Below are 17,789 nucleotides of genomic sequence, written 5' to 3'. Positions count from 1 at the left end.
CCTCAAGGATTCGCTACGCCGGGCTTACGCCCGTCCTTGACCCGCCAAACCTACCCACTCAAAATTCAAAAGAGGCAGAAAAAATCAGTTCGCTTGAGTCTAAAGACACGCCCGGTACGACACACCGGATAGTGGATGTTCTGGCCAAGCAGAGCTTCAGGCACGTTCGCCTGAGGTTGAATCGAGCCGATGGGAAGCAGAGGAATTGTGTCCGAAAAATGACATGCCGTGCAAGCGCTTCCGACGATGTCGTCACCCCTTCCAAATGGTGGCAAATTCCACCTTACTTTTGTCGGCCACGTCCGTGAGAGCAAGCCTATAACGACCATTGTTAGCAATCTTTAACGCGGATGCAGAGCCCCAAGGTCACCACGCGCAGACTTTCGTGCGACGATTCCGCACCCATCTGCCAGAACTAAGTATTCACGGACAAACGGCCTAGTAATGTAGCGAGCTCCTCATAAAGTCGCTCCCGGTCAAAACGTTCGGAATGAAGTCGAATACGGAGCTTTGCTACGCCTGACTAGAGGCGACTGCCCCAGAAACTTGCGCGCCGCCCTGAGGGGCCGCATTGGAAGCTGTCATGCTTCAATGGCCTGAGTTTTAGCCATTGACGGGCTTATGTTGCATGGTCTGAAACACTAATCAGGAGGCGACATCATGAAGGCACGCACAATCGCATTGGGAATCGCTTTATGCACCAATATTATTATCGCCCACGCCCAAACCGACAGCCGCATCTACGCGCCGAACGAGCATATTTTCGGCATGACCTACGGCGACTGGTCAGCCGCTTGGTGGCAATTTTATTTGCAAATCCCGAGCCAAAATCACCCGTTTTTGCCCAACACCTCCGATACTGACTGTCATAACGGCACGCAGCCGGCGGCGCCCGTTTACTTCCTGGCGGGCGTTATCTCCACAACGCAAGTCGTTCGACATTGCACTGTGCCAGCGGGCAGCCCGATTTTATTTCCCGTTGCGAATGCCGAATGGTCCAATCTGGAAATTCCAAGCAATCCGAACGAGGCCGTCCTAAACAACCCGAGCGGTGCCGACCTCCGTGCTGTGCTTTGCAACAACCCCTTCCCATGCCCGCCGGCATCGTCGAAAAAAGCTTTGCCAAAATCGAGCACTCTGAACGTATCGCTCGATGGCGTGAGCATTAGCTTTTTGAACGAGTTCCATTTTGAATCGCCAGTCTTCTCTTTCGAGCCACCTGTACCAGTCAGCAACTTTGTTTTTTATTCAAATATCAATTCGCCCCCCGGCGGCACACCGATTTCCGTCTCGGATGGCTATTGGATTGCAATCAAGCCATTGCCTGTAGGGCAGCATATCCTGATTTTTTCCACCACCGGCTCACCCGAAATCAACAATCTGTACTACCTCAACGTCCAATAAACCTGAGAGGAAAATTGCGGTACGGTTCTTTGGGGAAGCTGCGGCGACGCTGCGGCTTTACCTCATTGCATGAACAACAACTAACGAGAAGTGATGGGCTTGTTGATAGGACCGGAGCGCTGGCTGCTGTGGTAGGCCGATTCGAGAAGATTTCGAGTCGGGTATTCGCCATGAGCTTACGCGAGGCGCAGTACGCCGAAGAATTCGTTAAGACTGCGACGCGCACGGGAAGGCGGGCCACCATTTCCAGGAAGTGGCGTCCTGCCTAGGCTTATCAGGGAGGCTCGCGCATGCGGGCCTCCCCGTCAATAATTGTAGTGCTCACGGAACGCGAGCATTCGCAGATGCCGGACAATGGTGCCGTAGCTTCCTGTACCCAACTCAAGCCGCACGTTCCTCGGCCTCAGTCGCCTTTTTTGCCGTCGGAGCGACACACAAGCTCGGACAACATCGGCGGCCGTAACGCCTTTCCTTCCTCTCATAAATGACCTCGCAATGTATCCAGCGAAACAGCTGGAATCACTGCGTGTAGCCACCGACGATTTTCGTAACCAAAAGTTGATGTGCTTTTTATACGGCTACGCCATGCTTCAACTCACCGAACTACATCGTGGAGACCATAGGTGGATACAGATGTCTTGATACCAAGTCAGCGGGCGTAAGAACAATTCTTCATCTCTCTCCGGCTGTTATTGCTTCGGCCTGCATGTCGGCTCAACGAAGGCAAATGTCGCTTCGCGAGTGGATGGACCGCGCCGTTGCGAACATGATTGTTGACGACCACCCCGAAGGTGCCGCGCCGTGGTCTGCCCAAGCCGCTGACCTCTTTGCGCAAGTGGCCACTTCCACACCTGAGGTCCTTCGTGGGCGATGGGCGCTGTTATACGAGCATGTACTTCTCTAACGCGACCTCTGGCATTACCCCGAACCGACGTCTTCGGAAGTGGCCGAAGGCGACATACCTGATGCCCCTTATCTTCTGCCGTTAAGATTGAGAAAGGCATGGCCGCGCTTAGTAGCGACTGTCTTCCTGCTCTAGCCGCCGCATGACAGCGAAAGAGTCAATAACCGATGCCTAACAGCGAGCCCTCGCAACCGCGGGGCTTTTTCATATACGGGCCGGCATTATCACGGAGTTACCCTTTGAAGCATTACCCTTCGCCAGCCGATGATGGTGACCAATCCGGCTCACAGTGTCCGGCGCAGTGAAAAGCGCCTTTCGCAGCTGTCCGGCCAGGGGTCGTACTTGTGGTGGCTCCCCCTTAACGGACCGGTGCTCGCATCTCGATGTCACGGGACGCGAAGCGGCTCTGGGTGGAGATGGGTCAGGTCGACGGTTGTCACGACGCTGTACACCGGGTCAACAATATTGAGAGCAGCGCAACTCAGCCCCAGGCTTGAGTGAATTTGCTGCGGGATTGCCGGCGCCGTCCCTGCGATGTATAGCGTGGCCGTGTTGCCGTTTCGCACCACGGCGCTCGGCCTGAACGGGTTACTCGAAGCACTAGCGGAAATCAAGGGAGTTCCCGAGCAATCGGTGCTGGTGAACTCGACGTTAGTGCGGGCCCATTCAAGGTCTGTCGGGGAAACATTGCCAGCAGTATTGACTCCGACATGCTCCAGAATCACATAAACGGGTATCTGCTGGACGCGAAAAACCACCCCACCCCCTCCCTGCCAAGGGTAGGCTCGCCCGATAACGGTATTTCGGGCGTCCACGACGTTCTGCGCCTGCGCTGTGGGTATCACCGCGACCGAAAACGCTGCGCCGCACAGCAGCGCTAAAAGCTTGCTACGTTTGCCCATGAGTCTCTCCTTGCTTGAATGCTTCACATCCTTTGAGGTCACTTTTGGCACGGCGTGCCGTGTCACGCGTCTCTCCGGATGAATCAAAGGACGTACAAACGCACAGGCGGGCTGCCTCGGGGCTTCTGAAGCCGTAGAGACAGCGCGTCCGTACGCCGGAGATGGCGCGCGGTAGGGCGCTACTGACGAGGTATCGAGAGTGTGTGCTGGAAGCACGTGTCCATAGTCGCCGCTTAGTCTTAGTTCACTACACCGCCCCGGACACCGAGCAAGCCCACGATGAGGTGAGCAGTACTTCTATTTGATTGTTGATAAACGATAGACGAGCATTTGATGGATTGCAAACCACTACTGGGAAAACGGCCCATTGAAGTCAGGCAACGAAAATATGGCTGACACCCTTACGGAATAGGGACGCCGTGTGTTTCAAGTTTCTGTAGTCTGAGCAATACCGGGCGAAGTCAGTCGCTGACATACCTGGTGCCCCTTATCTTGTGCCGTTACGGTTGAGAAAAGCATGGCCGCGCCTAGTAGCGACGGTATTCCTGCTATAACGGTCGAATGGCACCGGAAGCGTCAGTAACCGACGCTTAACAGCGAGCCCCGCAACCGTGCGGGCTTTTTTATGCGGGCAACGGCTTTATGACGGAGTTACCCCTTGACAAATGACGGCGCGGACAGGTCAGAAGAGCCGCTAGTGGCGCAGGGCGGCCGAAGCGCTGCTCACCTTACCTGAGCCGCCTTCAACGCGTACGACTTCGGCTCAGGCTTCGTCTGAAAGGTGCCGAGCGTTGGCCTCTACCGAATCTCGCGCGCTCGCTTCGGCCAACATCGGAAGGTCGGTGAGACCGGTTAAATGCCTCAAGGCGGGAGCGGACGCTTTCCGTTGAAATTTTGAGACTGGCGTCCACTCACGGCCCGGTACGAACACCCTCAAGACTCTCTACGGCGTCGTGCTTGCGCTCGTACTGCTCGCTACGGGTGTGATATCAATCTCGCCAGCATTCCCCTGGTCCAGTTCGCCAAAGACGGAGGCGGCGGGTGTGTAATTGGTCGTGCCGGGCTGGCATACGAATTGGTCACAAGTTATGGTGGAAATAACGGTTCCTGACGCGATGGCGGGACGCGAAAAGCCGGTAAAGTGAGAATTGAATACCCCACCGGGGCATGAAGACGTATGTTGAGCCACCGTCGTCTCCGATAGCCTCCCCGCACCAGTCCACGCGACGTCCACTTGGACATCGAAATTCTCAAGATTCAGGGAGTCCCCCAGCGTCACGATGCTGACGACATGGGCACCGCTTAAATCGGGCAATTCTTGGAACACTTGCCGGTTTGCCCCGCCGAGATTGGGCGAGTGCAGTCGTTAAACGGATGCGGAAGGTTCGGGTCGTTGGCCGGCAAAGCCAGCGCCCACTGCCAGAAAGAGACCACGCACTGGCTGTACCTTTTGCCTCGATAGGTGGCATTGAACGGGATAACCTTCGGATTAACGGAACCCGCCGGCTGGGCGGCGTCATGGGCGACTGCCGAACCAGCCGCACTGTCGCTGCCACCTCCCCCACATCCGGATTAACGCTGCCGCAATCGATATGACGATTGCAAATGCCTGCAATGCTCTCTTGACTCGTGGAAAAAGGGTCGCCGCCGGACGTCGCCGCGTACGAGGGAACGCAGCAACCGAAAACGGACAAAAAGCGGAGATAGGCGGTGCGGCGTGCACACGTGGCTGCCCCTCTACTGTCGTAGCGGCCTCGCTCACTGGTAAGGTCCAAGGCAACGTCGTCGTTGTGCTCGGCTCACACGCATATCAGAGCCGCTCGTTTCCTAGAGGCAGGGCGTGAGCACGAAGTGCGCGCACGGTTGGTCAGCGTCAGGGCACGGACGTTGCGGGGCGCCAACGCTGCGATTGCAACCAAGTCGTGCGGGCTAATGCTGTCAGGTCAGCACCGGGCTGCCATCGCCAAGCCTACTCTTGCTATCAACAAGCAAGGCCCGGCGAGCTGCCAAGCCCGGCCTTGCCATGCGTCCTCGCCCTTTCTAGTTCTGGTAGTTAAGTGTCCCGGGGTTGCTGTTCCTGAAGATTGGATACCACGGCTGTTGCAGCGGGCCGCCAGCTGAGTTGGCCGGAACAATGACGTCGCACGCTTTGGTTGTGGGGTTGCACCGCCGCACCTCACCTGTTGTCTTCTGGTCATTGCCAGTGATAGGGACGTACAGATAGCCGCCGGGCCCAAAGATGATTGCCTGTGCATAGGACCTGGGGCCGCTCGGGGGTTCTGATAGCACGAGTTCATCGAGGAGGGCACCCGTTTTGCCGTTGAGCTTGAGAATTTTGTCGGTGTCGCTTTTATCCGCTTGGAAACTCGTCACCCACAGATTTCCCGCACTGTCGAAGCCTAGGCCCTCAGGACGGTGGAGGTTCGGAACGGTGGCAATGGAGGCAAAAACATCAACGAATTTGCCGGTGGTGGCATTGAAACGCAGGATGTATCCGGTTACCGGATTGAAGAGCGGGTCGGTCGGGGTGTCGAGGCAGCCCGATGCCGAGACGTACAAGAGACCGTCAGGACCAAACACAACGCCGCGTGGATGAAACACGTCTGTGAACACCCGAGGGTCCGGAGTGAGACTGCCTAGAAACGCACCATTATCGTTATATTCTTTCACGTTGCCCGCCGCGCACCCGCTGGCTTCGCCGACCATATCGGCCACGTAAAATTGGTTACCGGGACCTCCGCGCACGATACCGCGCGGCGCAAAAGGTGCGTGTAGGTCGCTTGAAGCGACCAGTTTGCCGACAAATGTGCCGGTCGTACCGTCAAAGCGAAGAACCTCCCCAGGATATGGAGTGTTTACATTCTGATTGACGACGACGAGTTGCCCGTCCGTGAAAATCATTCCCCGGGGCCCGTGCAGCCCGGCAGCCGCAGCCCCAGAGGCGACAAAGGGCCCAATGTAAGTCCCGCTTGCATCGAACTGTTTGACAGAATTGTCCCCCGCGTCGCCAATGAATAAAGCTTGCGCCCATGCGGCGGGGCCGACCGAGAACGCACTGAACGCCACCCCTGACAGCAAGAGAGAGCTTAATGCCGCGCGATACGTTGAACGACGTTTTGTGCGCGGGGCGCCAAAGCGTGAAGAAACACCAGAACATGCAAACATTTGATACCTCCATTTGGTATTAACCACTTCGTGCGGACAATTAGGGAAGACCAGCCCGGTACGTAAGGTGTCCTATCCTCCGTTTGCTGACGTCGGCGAAGCCGAATTGTTGACTCCCGGACCGACGGAACCTGGGTTGTCACCGCCACATGCGGTCAATGAGGTTGCGACCAAGAAGATGGCCATTGCCGATGCCTGCAAGGCCTTCCTGACTGTCACGACCGAGTCCGACGTCATGAATGAGAGTCCCTTGGCAACCAAGCTATTTTTTTGCGGCTTAGTGCCTGGTAGGTAGACGCTGAAAAAGCACACCGAAATCTGCGCGACTTTGGGCCTGCAACGGCATTAATATTAGGTTGCTTTAATGTTTATAGACCTGCGTTAAAAGGAGTGCCGGACAAAAACTTGGCGGTTTTTACCAGTTTCTGGACACGTGAAATAGCCCACCGTTCTTTAGGGGGAAGCGGCGAGGGGCAATTCCCAAAGGGTGGGCTAATCTGGCTGTATCCTGTCGTCAAATAACACGTGATGGATAAGGAGGTAGCCATGCTTACGCGCGAAAGCTGCAGTACATATTTCCGTCACGTCATTCCCGTGGCGTTCTTCGTCTTCGTCACGAGCCTGTCAGGTATCGGGCATGCGCAGGTCGCACGCATGGAGGTCATTCCGTTCCAATCCACCACGTTGACAGACGCGGAATTTCTGGACGGCAGGCCGGGCAAGCCCGTCATCATCGCCGGTGAACTGCGTCTACCGCGCGCGGGCACGGAGCGATTCCCGGTCGTCGTTCTGCTGCACGGCTCAGGCGGAATATCAAGCTACGTGACGGATTGGGAGCAGGATTTGCTTGCCATGGGCGTCGCCACCTTTGTCATCGACAGTTTCGCGAGTCGTGGCATCGTCAGCACCAACAATGACCAGTCTCAGCTCGGACGGCTTGCTCAGGTCGAGGATGCATACCGCGCGCTTGAAGTCCTGGAAAAACATCCTCGAATAGACCCCACAAGGGTGACGCTGATGGGATTCTCCCGGGGCGGCCACGCCGCACTCTATGCAAGCCTGAAGCGTTTCCAACGGTTGCATGGTCCGGTGTCGGGGCGCGAGTTCGCTGCGTACATCGCGTTCTATCCGAGTTGCAATATCGCATACCGAGAGGACTCGGATGTCGTCGCAAAGCCGGTGCGTATATTCCATGGAAGCGCCGACAACTACGTCCCCGTTGCGCCATGTCGAGATTACGTGAATCGTCTGAAGGCGGGCGGCAAAGATGTCCAGCTCACCGAATACCCCGGAGCACAGCACGTGTTTGACTGGAAGGCGCTCAAAGAGCCAATGAAGCTCGCGCAAGCGCAGACGCTACGGAACTGCCAGCTCGCCGAGGCAGCAAACGGAGAAATCTTCAATTCGAAAACAAATCAGCCTTTCACTTACCAGGACCCCTGTGTCGAACTCGGTCCGACAATCGCCTATAACCAGGAAGCGTCCACGCAAGCTCGGATGGCGGTAAAGGAACTCGTGACCGCGACCGGCGCCAGGTCGCCTTGAAGCTGCTGAAATCCCCTCGATGGACGGCTGCCCGGTCGGCGCGGACCCCCGTCTGCCTGTGCGTCGCAAGTCAGCTGTTGAGCCGGCGATTGACGCTGACGTGATGCTCGAGCCTTTGCTTGTCGCCACGCCTGTCCCGGAGCAAGCCGAAGTTACGATGCTCTCTCGCGCAAGAAGGATTGAGCTCGAGACATCGCGCATAGCTACGCACAGATGCGAGCCTGTGGCCCGTGCACAACCAAGGAGTCATCAGGCCTGAAAATCAAAGCTTCGTTCGCTTGCGTAGCTAGGGTTGGCTTATTTCCCCATCCAAAATCCATTGGCGCTCGCTAGCGAATAGCCAGTTGATTCTGCGCGTGCCAGCGCCCTGCAGTCCCTTGATTTTCCGGTTGCTCCGCTGATTTCCCAAAGGCCGTTAAAGACGGAGCGTCGTTCGTGACCGTCCTTTGATAGAGATAGCTGTCGCCACTGTGTCTTGAGGTCAGATGAAATGGTGAGCCACGTCGGGTGCCAGTGATGCAGCGGAGATAGCGCATCAGTGAAAGTTGCGGCTCATTGATGGCAGCTCGCCAAGCAGATACGACATGTCCATGAGACGTTGCGCCACGAGATGTCGTACCTCGCCTTCACACTGCCATACGCCAAGCACTCCGAGTAAAGATGCGGCAAGGACTTCCTTACGCTGCTGCTCAAGCACCTTGGGCCAAATGATGACGTTCACATTGCCGGTCTCGTCTTCAATAGTGATGAAGATGACGCCCTTTGCGGTCTCTGGCCGTTGACGCACGGTGACGATGCCACAGGCACGGGCCAGCCGGCCGTTCCGATAAGTCTGCAGCGTTGAGGCCGGCATCAGTTTGTTGGCAAGCAACTGCGGCCGCAGAAGTGCAAGAGGATGTCGTCCAAGTGTTAGCCCCGTCGACCGGTAGTCACCAACGATATCCTCCGCTTCGGAAGGCGTACCCAGCTCTGGTGTTTCGTCTTCAACCGTGGCAACCGAGAGCATGTCTTTGTCAGGCACGGAGGCAACCGACTGCCACAACGCTTCGCGCCGATTGCCCGCAAGAGATGACAGTGCGTTCGCCGCGGCAAGTACCTGCAGGTCGTGACGGTCCAACTGCGCACGTCGCGCGAGGTCGGTCACAGTCGTGAACTGCCGCACGGCTCGTGCGTTCTCAATTCGTTCCGCAGCGCCGTCTCGCATCCCCCGGAGCAACGACAAACCAAGCCTGACAGCAGGCTTCTCTGCGCCGTCTATGTGCTCAAGCGATGAGTCCCAGCCACTTATCGTGACGTCCACCGGCAGTACCTGGACTTCATGCCGTTTCGCATCCTGAACGAGTTGCGATGGCGAGTAAAAACCCATCGGCTGGCTATTTAGCATCGCCGCGAGAAACGCTTCCGGCTCGTGACACTTGAGCCAGCTGCTTGCGTACACCAGCAGCGCGAAGCTGGCAGCATGGCTTTCTGGAAAACCATACTCGCCGAAGCCGAGAATCTGTTGAAAGATGCCATCCGCGAATGTCTTGTCGTACCCGCGCTCGAGCATGCCGTTGACGATACGGTCGTAGTATTTATCCAGACCACCTTTGCGCTTCCAGGCTGCCATCGCTCTTCGCAACTGGTCCGCTTCTCCGGCAGTGAAGCCGGCCGCCAGGATGGCCACTTGCATCACCTGTTCCTGAAAAATCGGAACGCCCAGCGTGCGGCCCAATGCGGTCTCAAGCGCCTTGCTGGGGTAAGTCACCGGCTCGAATCCCTGTCGGCGCTGCAGATACGGGTGAACGGCGCCACCCTGAATGGGTCCCGGGCGAACAATCGCAACCTCAATAACGAGGTCGTAAAAAGTACGAGGCTTGAGCCTTGGCAGCATGCTCATCTGCGCTCGTGATTCAATCTGGAAAACGCCAACAGTGTCCGCGCGCGAAATCATCGCGTAGGTCTGCGGGTCTTCTGCTGGTATGTCCTGCATCTCGAACCACTCGCCTCGCTGCTCCGAGACAAGGTCAAGCGTGCGGCGGATTGCTGACAGCATCCCGAGTGCCAGCACATCAATCTTCAGTAGGCTCAATGATTCGAGGTCATCCTTGTCCCACTCGATGACCGACCTGTCCACCATTGCGGCATTCTCAACCGGCACGAGGCGTGTAAGTTTGCTCCGGCTAATAACAAACCCGCCGGAGTGTTGGGACAGATGTCGCGGGAAACCAAGCAACTGGGACGCAAGCGATGCCCAAGCCTGAATCAGCGGAGTCTCTGCGTTCAGGCCGGACTCCGTAAAGCGTTTGAGGAGGTCCTGTTTGCCATCAAACCATTGATGCCCCTTGGCCACAGCATCGACAATTTGCGGGTCAACGCCCAACGCCTTGCCAGTTTCGCGAAGAGCGCCGCGGGGTCGATACGTCGAAACGGCGGCAGCAATCGCAGCCCGGTCTCGACCGTATTTTTGTAAATGTACTGGATGACTTCTTCGCGCCGTTGATGCTCGAAATCGACATCGATGTCCGGCGGCTCGCCGCGTTCCTTCGAAATGAAACGTTCGAAAAGCATGCTGCCACGTGCGGGGTCGACTTCAGTAATACCGAGGCAGTAGCAAACCGCCGAATTTGCGGCAGAGCCACGCCCCTGACACAGGATGTGCTGGCCGCGCGCAAAACGCACGATGTCATATACGGTAAGGAAGTACCGCTCGTACTGCAGGTCCGCAATCAGCTCAAGTTCGTGTTCAATCTGCTCCTGAACGTTGTGCGGAATTCCTGAAGGAAAACGCCGCTGGGCACCGATGTACGTCTCCTGCCGCAGATAGGCGGCTGGCGTGAATCCTTTCGGCACCAGTTCGTCGGGATACTCGTACCGGAGTTCGTCTAGCGAGAACGTGCAATGTGCGAGGATGTTCGTAGTTTCGTTGAGCGCGTACTCCGGATAGAGGTTTGCAAGCCTCAGTCGGGAACGAAGATGCTGCTCCGCGTTAGGCGCGAGGTCGTACCCACATTCGTGCACCGGCCTGCCGACACGGATGGCCGTCAAGGTGTCCTGCAACGGCTTGCGCGAGCGCACGTGCATCACCACGTGGCCGAGCGCGACGACGGGTATGCCGTGCCTGTCGGCAACGTATTCAACGGCGCCGCGGTGGATGTCATCCATTGCCCGCTGATGCAGCACGAGCCCGCACCATGCGCGCCCCGGAAATGCCTGGTCGAGCCACTCAAGCTGCGCATCGAGCACATCCTCTTTCGCGGGAAAGTTGGGAACCAGTATTGCAAGGCAGTCGGGCATGCCGCGCAGGTGGCTGTTTTCCCGGTCAGGCCGCGACAGGTCCTGTGGCGTCAGCCGGTACTGGCCTTTGGGCGCACGCGTAATCAGCTCGCAGAGGTTCCCGTATCCCGCGCGGTTCTGGGCGAGGAGGATGAGGCCGAACGCCGGTGAGCCGTCGGCATTGACGAGCCTGAAGTATGAGCCGATGACGAGCGGAAGTTTCGCTTCCTTGGCCGCGACGTGCGCCCGCACGATACCCGCAAGCGAGCATTCGTCAGTTATCGCCAGACCCGAGTAGCCGAGTTGCGCCGCGCGTTTGGCCAGTTCCTCCGCGTGCGAAGCGCCATGCAGGAACGTGAAATTTGAAAAGCAGAACAGCTCGGCGTACGCCGGCAGAACGTTGAAGGTCGCGTCCATGGCGTTTCATCCGAACAGTCCATGGAGGAACCAGCGCGGCTCTTCTTCTGCGTCGCGGCTGCTTATGCGCTCACGATATATCCAGAAACAGCTCTGGTCTTCCGCCTGAGCGACGAAATAATCGCGCGTAGCCAGCTCTCCATCAAACCACCCGGCTTCGATACGCTCGCCCGGCGACACCATCCGCAGCGGTGAACCGTAAAGCGGTCGGTGCTTGCGCATGAGCAGACGCACCGGCTTCTCAAGCAGCCAGGTCGGCCGTGGGAGCCCCTCTGGAAGCATCGTGCTTTTCGACGCGCTGCCGACCGGCACCCATCGATTCGCGATTTCCGGTCGGTAGTCTGCCGTCGGCGCGGGCCTGAGTACGTTTTCTTCGCCAAGCCTTGCGACCAGCAGTTCGACGAGACGGGCATGGTCCTCTGCGGAGCCACCGGGCTCAGGAAAGAGTGTGTCGGACACCGGCGCCGCCGGTTGTACGTTCAACGCATCAAGTCGCAGCGCTATGACAGGCGCGGTCAGTTCTACGCGGGCAAGCCGCTCCTTGATGAGCCGGACAAGATGGTCCTCGCGCCATGTGGGCTCGCCCAGCGCAATCTCGATGGGCGTAGGCTCAATCGCCTGCCTGCCGCGCTCATGTTCAAGCAGAAGCCTCGCGCCTGTAAGTGCCAGATGCTTCGCACAAAGCCAGCCACAAAGCTGCACAACAAGGCGATGGGCGCCGAAAAGCGCCGCTTCCGCATGCTCGATGCGGTCCGGCATTTCAATGCGGGCAGAAAATGTTGGCGGCAGTTCCAGCCATTCAAACAGCTCCGGCGCCGTGCCGAAAGCGCGGTCCAGCGAATCGAGCAGGTGCTCGCCGCAACGGCGCTGCAGGCCCGCGCGCGGCAGCCGCCGGACATCCGCTATGGTCTCGCAGCCAAGGCCTGTAAACCAATCGGCGAACGGCCGCACTTCCGGCACTGATACCCGTACTGGAAGCTCAAAGGCTTTGCGATTCTAGAGCCTGGCAATTCGTGCCTGAGCCCGAACCGCTGCTAAGCAATACATCGCCGAAACGCCGCGAGGAAGCCGCCCAGAAGCTGGCTCTTCTGTCGAAGCCGCCCGGTCAACGATTTTGGTCATCGGGCCCCAAACGGGGAAAGCCGGTTTCTGAGTCGACGTTCAATCGAATCAAGGCGGCCGTTGCAAAGGCGGATTCGGCTGGAACGTCGCGTCTGCTTGCACTCACCAACGGTTACGACAACTGCGGCGACCATACCGCACGCGTTGATGGCGAAATGACCATTTGGCGCGAAAGCCTCAACGAAGATTACAAACAGATTCATCGGCCGCGCTATGCGTCCGCCTATCCGCGGTATCGGAATCGATGCAAGGCGGCAGGCGTTGTACCTATCAGCGAGACTACGGCCCGCAAGCGCCTCAAGTTAGAGGACAAAGCAGTAATTGTCGAAGCGCGAAGCGGAGAGTTTGTTGCTTATCAGAGAGGCAAGTTCACCCCGCTCGATAAATCGAACAACCTGGTCAAGGGCCGCATCCCGTGGGAGGTCGCGCACGTTGACCATGCCAAAATTGAGGTTGAGAGCCGTTCTTGCATCACCGGAGAGCTCATGAAGCGACCTATTTGGCGAACAGTTCTGAGAGACAGCTGTACTTTCAGGGTCTTGGGCCTCGTGGTCTTCTATGGCGCGCCTTCTTACGTCACCCTCTACCGGCTAATTCTCGATGTTTCTCGCCGGTTTGGAATGCTCCCCCAATACATCATCTCTGACAGGGGTTTAGAGTTTCTCGCGGCTCAGTGGGAAACTACACTAACGGAATATGGAGTCTGCAAGCTGAATCGTCCGGCGAAGACCCCGCGCGCGGGCCAACCTGCGGAATCCGGAAATCGGAAAGATGATGTGGAAATTGTCAGCAACCTGCCTGGCAACAGACTGGACCTCCCGGACTTTCGGATGCTAGGCCGAGGGTTCCGGCCCGAAGATAATGCGGTGCTTTCTCTCGGGGCTATCCGCGAAGCGTTCGAACAAATCTATTTCAACATTGAGCCGCAACACCCGACGTCACGCACTAACGGCGAAAATCTGCAAGATTACGAGACGCGGCTACTCAGAGAAGTTGGGAAATCGCACATTCCGAGGGTTCCTTACAGCAGCAACCTGCGCATTCTCTGCATGCCCTCTGTGGTCGGTCGGAGCGGGGAGCGCGTAGTTACGGCACAGGGAAGCGTAGAGTGCAATACCCTCGAGTATTTCTCAACGGCCCTCCAGCAACCGGGAGTCATAGGCAAACCTGTTGTTGTCCGCTATGACCCCGACAACGTTGGGCATGTCTTCGCATGGCTCGAACGGACGAGGGGATGGGTAGAGTGTCGTTGCAACGCCTACGAGGTGTTGTCACAATTCACGCCGGCGGAGCTGGATGAATATATGGCTTATCTCCGAGACCAAGGCTGTGCTTCGAAAGTTGAGAAGCGGCGCAACCGCGCCGAAGCAATTGCGGAAGTGCTCGAGCGAGCAAAACAGTCGAAGATTCTCATCCATATGCATGAAGTCGCCCGGGAGAACGCCCACGGATTCCCCGGTTTCAGCGTCATCAATGACGTTGTGGAAGTCGACCTGCCGCGTCGACACACCTCGTCTGGTCAAAATGTCAGCGTCGCGGACGTCGAAAAAGAAGCAGAAGAAATGCGGCAATACTAAGGCGTCCCCGGCGGTGCATAGCCGTCCGAGGCCGCATTCGATTTTAGCCAACGCACCTGAAAACGCGTTGGCTTTTTTATGCTACGAAAGGTGAGACTTTTCAGGAAGCGTTGACGCCATTGAAGATTGCGACGGCGTCGGCAACCGTCGAGCGTGCAAGCGGCAAATGAAGGCAACAAAGTATGCATTTACGGGAAAGACCGATGCACCATTCTTCCATTGTTTCTTCGGAAGCTCGCCCGATTTGGCGGTGTTTTCTCTAAATTGACGGCGCTGCCATGCCCCCACGTTCAAAACGACTTCCTGCGACGCTTTGGGTAAAAATGGCTGACGGAGGCGGTTGTACGGTGGAAAGCGTCGGAACCGTTATCGGGCAACGCAGTGGAAGAGCGCGATAACGTGCGAGCGTCAAACTTCCCTCGAAATTGTGCAAGCACCCAAACTTCATGCGACTGACTTCAGGTTTCGCGCCGATTCGGTAAAATTTCCGCGTACAACCAGCCAAACTTGACGCTCCTCCAAACTTCCACTTTGGTGTTCTCAGCACCGCGGCTCGCTGATGCTGGCAACGCCCGAGTTTGAGTTCGCCCTCAAAAGCCATTGCACAACCCGTGATTCACACAAGTCAGTCGGCTCGAAGTATGCTGCCTGCTCTGGCCTCGGGAGCGTTCTGTGGTCGAGACACTGCAAGATGGCACAACTCAGGGACACGGAGGGCAGCTTATGGCAAAGATAGCGAATGTCAGCATCGAACAGCTCCGTCCGCTGCAGGCGACGGTCGGAATGATCGAGGTAGACGCAAAACGAAAACGCCTTTTGGCCATGAACGAAAAGGCGTTGAAGGAATTCCTGAAAGGCGCACCGATTCCAACAGTGATAGGCAAGCACGACCGGCACTACATCGTCGACCACCATCATCTCGCGCGTGCGCTCCTGGATGGAGGCATCGGGAAGGCTTTCGTCGAAGTCGTAGAGGACCTCTCGCGTCTTGCCGACATGAAGTTCTGGGACACTGTTATCGAGAGACGGTGGGTTCATCCCCAGGATGAGCGAGGTATCCTGCGAGCCATTTCCGCAATTCCAGATGAGGTGTCGGGGCTCACCGACGACCCGTACCGCAGCCTCGCAGCCTTTGTGCGCGACGGGGGTGGTTATGTAAAAACGCCTGAGCCCTTCGCCGAATTTCAGTGGGCGGACTTCTATCGGACACGTATCCCGATGTGGACGAGTGAATTGCAGTTCAATGCAGCCGTCGAGCAAGGGGTCCACCTTGCGTGGAGCCCTGACGCGAGGACCCTCCCCGGCTTCAAGTCGCGGCGCGGTAAAGTTTGAAGTAGCACTAGGAGCGTCGCCAGTTCATGTGCACTCAGGCATCGCCGCCTCCCCCGGCGCGTGGTTGCGCAACGGCTACTCGGCACGCATAAACCCAACCCTGCAATAACGGCTCGGCGCAGCATAAACCTGAGTGGTTTACTGGGAAACCCTCAAGAGCGCGGGGTTAATGCCGTTAATCCTTGCATTGACGTAAGGACCGCTCGAACGCGCGTCCGCCCTGCAAGGAAAGCCATGCGCAACAATCAGCCTGTCACCGGGCACGAATACGAATTCCCTTCGTCGCAGATGCTGGTTTCCGCGACCGACCTGACCGGCCGCATCCAGTATTGCAACCCGGCGTTCATCGCCGTCTCGGGCTTTACGCGCGATGAACTGATCGGCCAGCCGCATAACCTGATCCGTCATCCGGACATGCCGCGCGAAGCCTTCGCCGACATGTGGACGACGATCCGCGACGGCCGTCCATGGACCGCGCTCGTCAAGAACCGCCGCAAGAACGGCGACCATTACTGGGTGTATGCGAGCGTCACGCCGGTGGTCGACAAAGGCGCGGTGGTCGGCTATCTGAGCGTGCGCGTGAAGCCGGAACGCGACGCGGTGCGCGCCGCCGACGCGCTGTATGCGCGAATCCGCACCGGCGAATCGCGCGCGTTCAAGTTGCGCCGCGGCGAGGTGGTGCGCACCGGTGTGCTCGGCCGTTTGCAAGCACTGATGCGCCTGCCGGTTGCGACGCGCGCGGCGATCGGCTATGCGCTCACGCTGCTGGCACTGCTGCTCACCGGCTTCGCCGCATGGAGCGGCACGCCGCCGGCGCCGTTCTGGATTGCGTTCGGCGTCACCACGGCGTTCAGCGTCGTGTCCTGGCAGATCCTGAAGCGGCAACTCGCCGAGCCGATCCTCGACATGTCCGGCTTTGCGACCCGCCTCGCGGCCGGCGACCTGACCGCCGATCTGGTGATCCAGCGCCATGACGATCTCGGCGACGTGCTGCAGGCGTTGAATCAACTGAAGGCGAATCTCGCAGCGATCGTCTACGACGTGCGCGCGCAGATCACCGGCATGCTCGACAACGCGCGTGAAATTTCCAGCGGCAATGTCGATCTCGCGCGCCGCACGGAACTGCAGGCTGCGTCGCTCGAGGAAACCGCCGCCACCATGGAAGAGCTGACCACCACCGTGCAGGCTAACGCCGATGCCACCGTGCGCGCGCTCGATCTGGCGAAAGACGCGCAAGCGGCGGCGGCGGTCGGCGGCAAGATCGCCGGCCAGGTCGAGCAGACCATGGCCGGCATCACGGCCGCGTCGAAACGCATTGCGGACATCACCGGCGTGATCGACGGCATCGCGTTCCAGACCAACATCCTCGCGCTGAACGCCGCCGTCGAAGCGGCGCGCGCGGGCGAAGCGGGCCGCTCGTTCGCGGTCGTCGCCAGCGAGGTGCGCATGCTGGCGCAACGTTGCGCGGCGTCGTCAAAGGAAATCAAATCGGTGGTCGAAGCGAGTGCAACCGAAGTTGCGCTGGGCACCGAGCTGGTTGCACGCACAACCGCCCAGATGCGCGTGATCGATGAAGCGGTGAGCCGCGTGTCGTCGATCATCGTCGAGGTGGCGAATGCAAGCAGCGAGCAGGCCGAAGGCATTCGCCAGGTGAATCAGGCGGTTTCGCATCTCGACGGCGCCACGCAGCAGAACGCCACGCTGGTCGAGCAGGCGGCGGCCACGGCGCAACGTCTCGCGGAGCAGGCCGACGTGCTGGACGAGGCGGTGCGCCTGTTCACCGTCGCCGATGCAGCGCCCGCGCAGCGCGCGGCCACGCCGAAGCGGCAGGCCGCTGCGCACGATCAGGCGCGAGAAGTGACGCGTGACGTTGCGCATGCTGCACATGCAGTAGCACGCGATATCGAGCAGGAAGAAATGACATTGATCTGATAGATCGGCGTTACTCCCACCTCGACAGCCAGGTATTGACGCATCAGGATGGAGACCGTCAGCGCCCGGTTGATTGTGTGGGCTGGCTGACCCGAGTAACAACGGCGTTTAGCAGCCCGTCCCTTTGCGGACGGGCTATTTTTTTGCCGGTTGTTTTCCGATGGTTTTCCGGTTGTTCGCCGGCGGCGATCTTCGAAGCGGCGAACGTCGAAACGGCGATCTTCGAAACGGCGA

7 protein-coding genes and 2 pseudogenes are annotated in these 17,789 nt (G+C 58.3%); 5 read left to right on the top strand and 4 right to left on the bottom strand.

Annotation, left to right across the window (positions count from 1 at the left end; all coding sequences use genetic code 11):
- The first annotated feature begins 660 nt into the window (after positions 1-660).
- Entirely contained in the window at positions 661-1,404 is a 744-nt protein-coding gene (locus AC3WLT_RS32125; protein WP_492595651.1) for a hypothetical protein, read from the top strand.
- 1,290 nt (positions 1,405-2,694) lie between these two features.
- Here the strand turns inward: AC3WLT_RS32125 and AC3WLT_RS32120 are convergent.
- Positions 2,695-3,210: a hypothetical protein gene (locus tag AC3WLT_RS32120; protein ID WP_492595650.1), complete on the bottom strand. Its 516-nt coding sequence runs from the start codon at positions 3,208-3,210 to the stop codon at positions 2,695-2,697.
- 2,040 nt (positions 3,211-5,250) lie between these two features.
- On the bottom strand, positions 5,251-6,375 hold the full coding sequence (locus tag AC3WLT_RS32115) for an NHL repeat-containing protein (protein WP_492595649.1): 1,125 nt from the start codon (positions 6,373-6,375) through the stop codon (positions 5,251-5,253).
- Positions 6,376-6,921: 546 nt separating this feature from the next.
- Here AC3WLT_RS32115 and AC3WLT_RS32110 point away from each other — a divergent pair.
- On the top strand, positions 6,922-7,920 hold the full coding sequence (locus AC3WLT_RS32110; RefSeq protein ID WP_492595648.1) for a dienelactone hydrolase family protein: 999 nt from the start codon (positions 6,922-6,924) through the stop codon (positions 7,918-7,920).
- A 535-nt stretch (positions 7,921-8,455) separates the two neighbouring features.
- Here the strand turns inward: AC3WLT_RS32110 and AC3WLT_RS32105 are convergent.
- Together AC3WLT_RS32105 and AC3WLT_RS32100 are read right to left on the bottom strand one after the other, a co-directional pair.
- Positions 8,456-11,592: pseudogene (locus AC3WLT_RS32105) on the bottom strand (error-prone DNA polymerase).
- Positions 11,593-11,598: 6 nt separating this feature from the next.
- Positions 11,599-12,558, bottom strand: a pseudogene (locus AC3WLT_RS32100) (DNA polymerase Y subunit UmuC family protein); the annotation flags it as partial.
- A gap of 47 nt (positions 12,559-12,605) precedes the next feature.
- Between AC3WLT_RS32100 and AC3WLT_RS32095 the strand changes: the two are divergent.
- The 3 genes from AC3WLT_RS32095 to AC3WLT_RS32085 all read left to right on the top strand — a co-directional run bounded on the left by AC3WLT_RS32095 (position 12,606) and on the right by AC3WLT_RS32085 (position 17,555).
- Positions 12,606-14,291, top strand: coding sequence for a Mu transposase C-terminal domain-containing protein (locus AC3WLT_RS32095; RefSeq protein WP_492595647.1), 1,686 nt, complete (start codon positions 12,606-12,608; stop codon positions 14,289-14,291).
- A 723-nt stretch (positions 14,292-15,014) separates the two neighbouring features.
- Positions 15,015-15,623 (top strand): ParB-like protein, encoded by a 609-nt coding sequence (locus AC3WLT_RS32090; RefSeq protein ID WP_492595646.1) that lies wholly within the window; start codon positions 15,015-15,017, stop codon positions 15,621-15,623.
- A gap of 234 nt (positions 15,624-15,857) precedes the next feature.
- A complete protein-coding gene (locus AC3WLT_RS32085) occupies positions 15,858-17,555 on the top strand; it encodes a methyl-accepting chemotaxis protein (protein ID WP_492595645.1) in 1,698 nt (565 codons plus the stop codon).
- Positions 17,556-17,789: the final 234 nt, after the last annotated feature.

This window comes from Paraburkholderia sp. FW306-2-2C-D06C (genome assembly GCF_058781505.1).
The sequence above is the reverse complement of the archived record's forward strand: the minus strand, read 5'-3'. Positions and strand labels throughout refer to the sequence as shown.

What these genes read in the sequence shown, in the direction of transcription:
- AC3WLT_RS32125 (WP_492595651.1), top strand. Translation starts at nt 661, where the DNA reads ATGAAGGCACGCACAATCGCATTGGGAATCGCTTTATGCACCAATATT.
- AC3WLT_RS32120 (WP_492595650.1), bottom strand. Translation starts at nt 3,210, where the DNA reads ATGGGCAAACGTAGCAAGCTTTTAGCGCTGCTGTGCGGCGCAGCGTTT.
- AC3WLT_RS32115 (WP_492595649.1), bottom strand. Translation starts at nt 6,375, where the DNA reads ATGTTTGCATGTTCTGGTGTTTCTTCACGCTTTGGCGCCCCGCGCACA.
- AC3WLT_RS32110 (WP_492595648.1), top strand. Translation starts at nt 6,922, where the DNA reads ATGCTTACGCGCGAAAGCTGCAGTACATATTTCCGTCACGTCATTCCC.
- AC3WLT_RS32090 (WP_492595646.1), top strand. Translation starts at nt 15,015, where the DNA reads ATGGCAAAGATAGCGAATGTCAGCATCGAACAGCTCCGTCCGCTGCAG.
- AC3WLT_RS32085 (WP_492595645.1), top strand. Translation starts at nt 15,858, where the DNA reads ATGCGCAACAATCAGCCTGTCACCGGGCACGAATACGAATTCCCTTCG.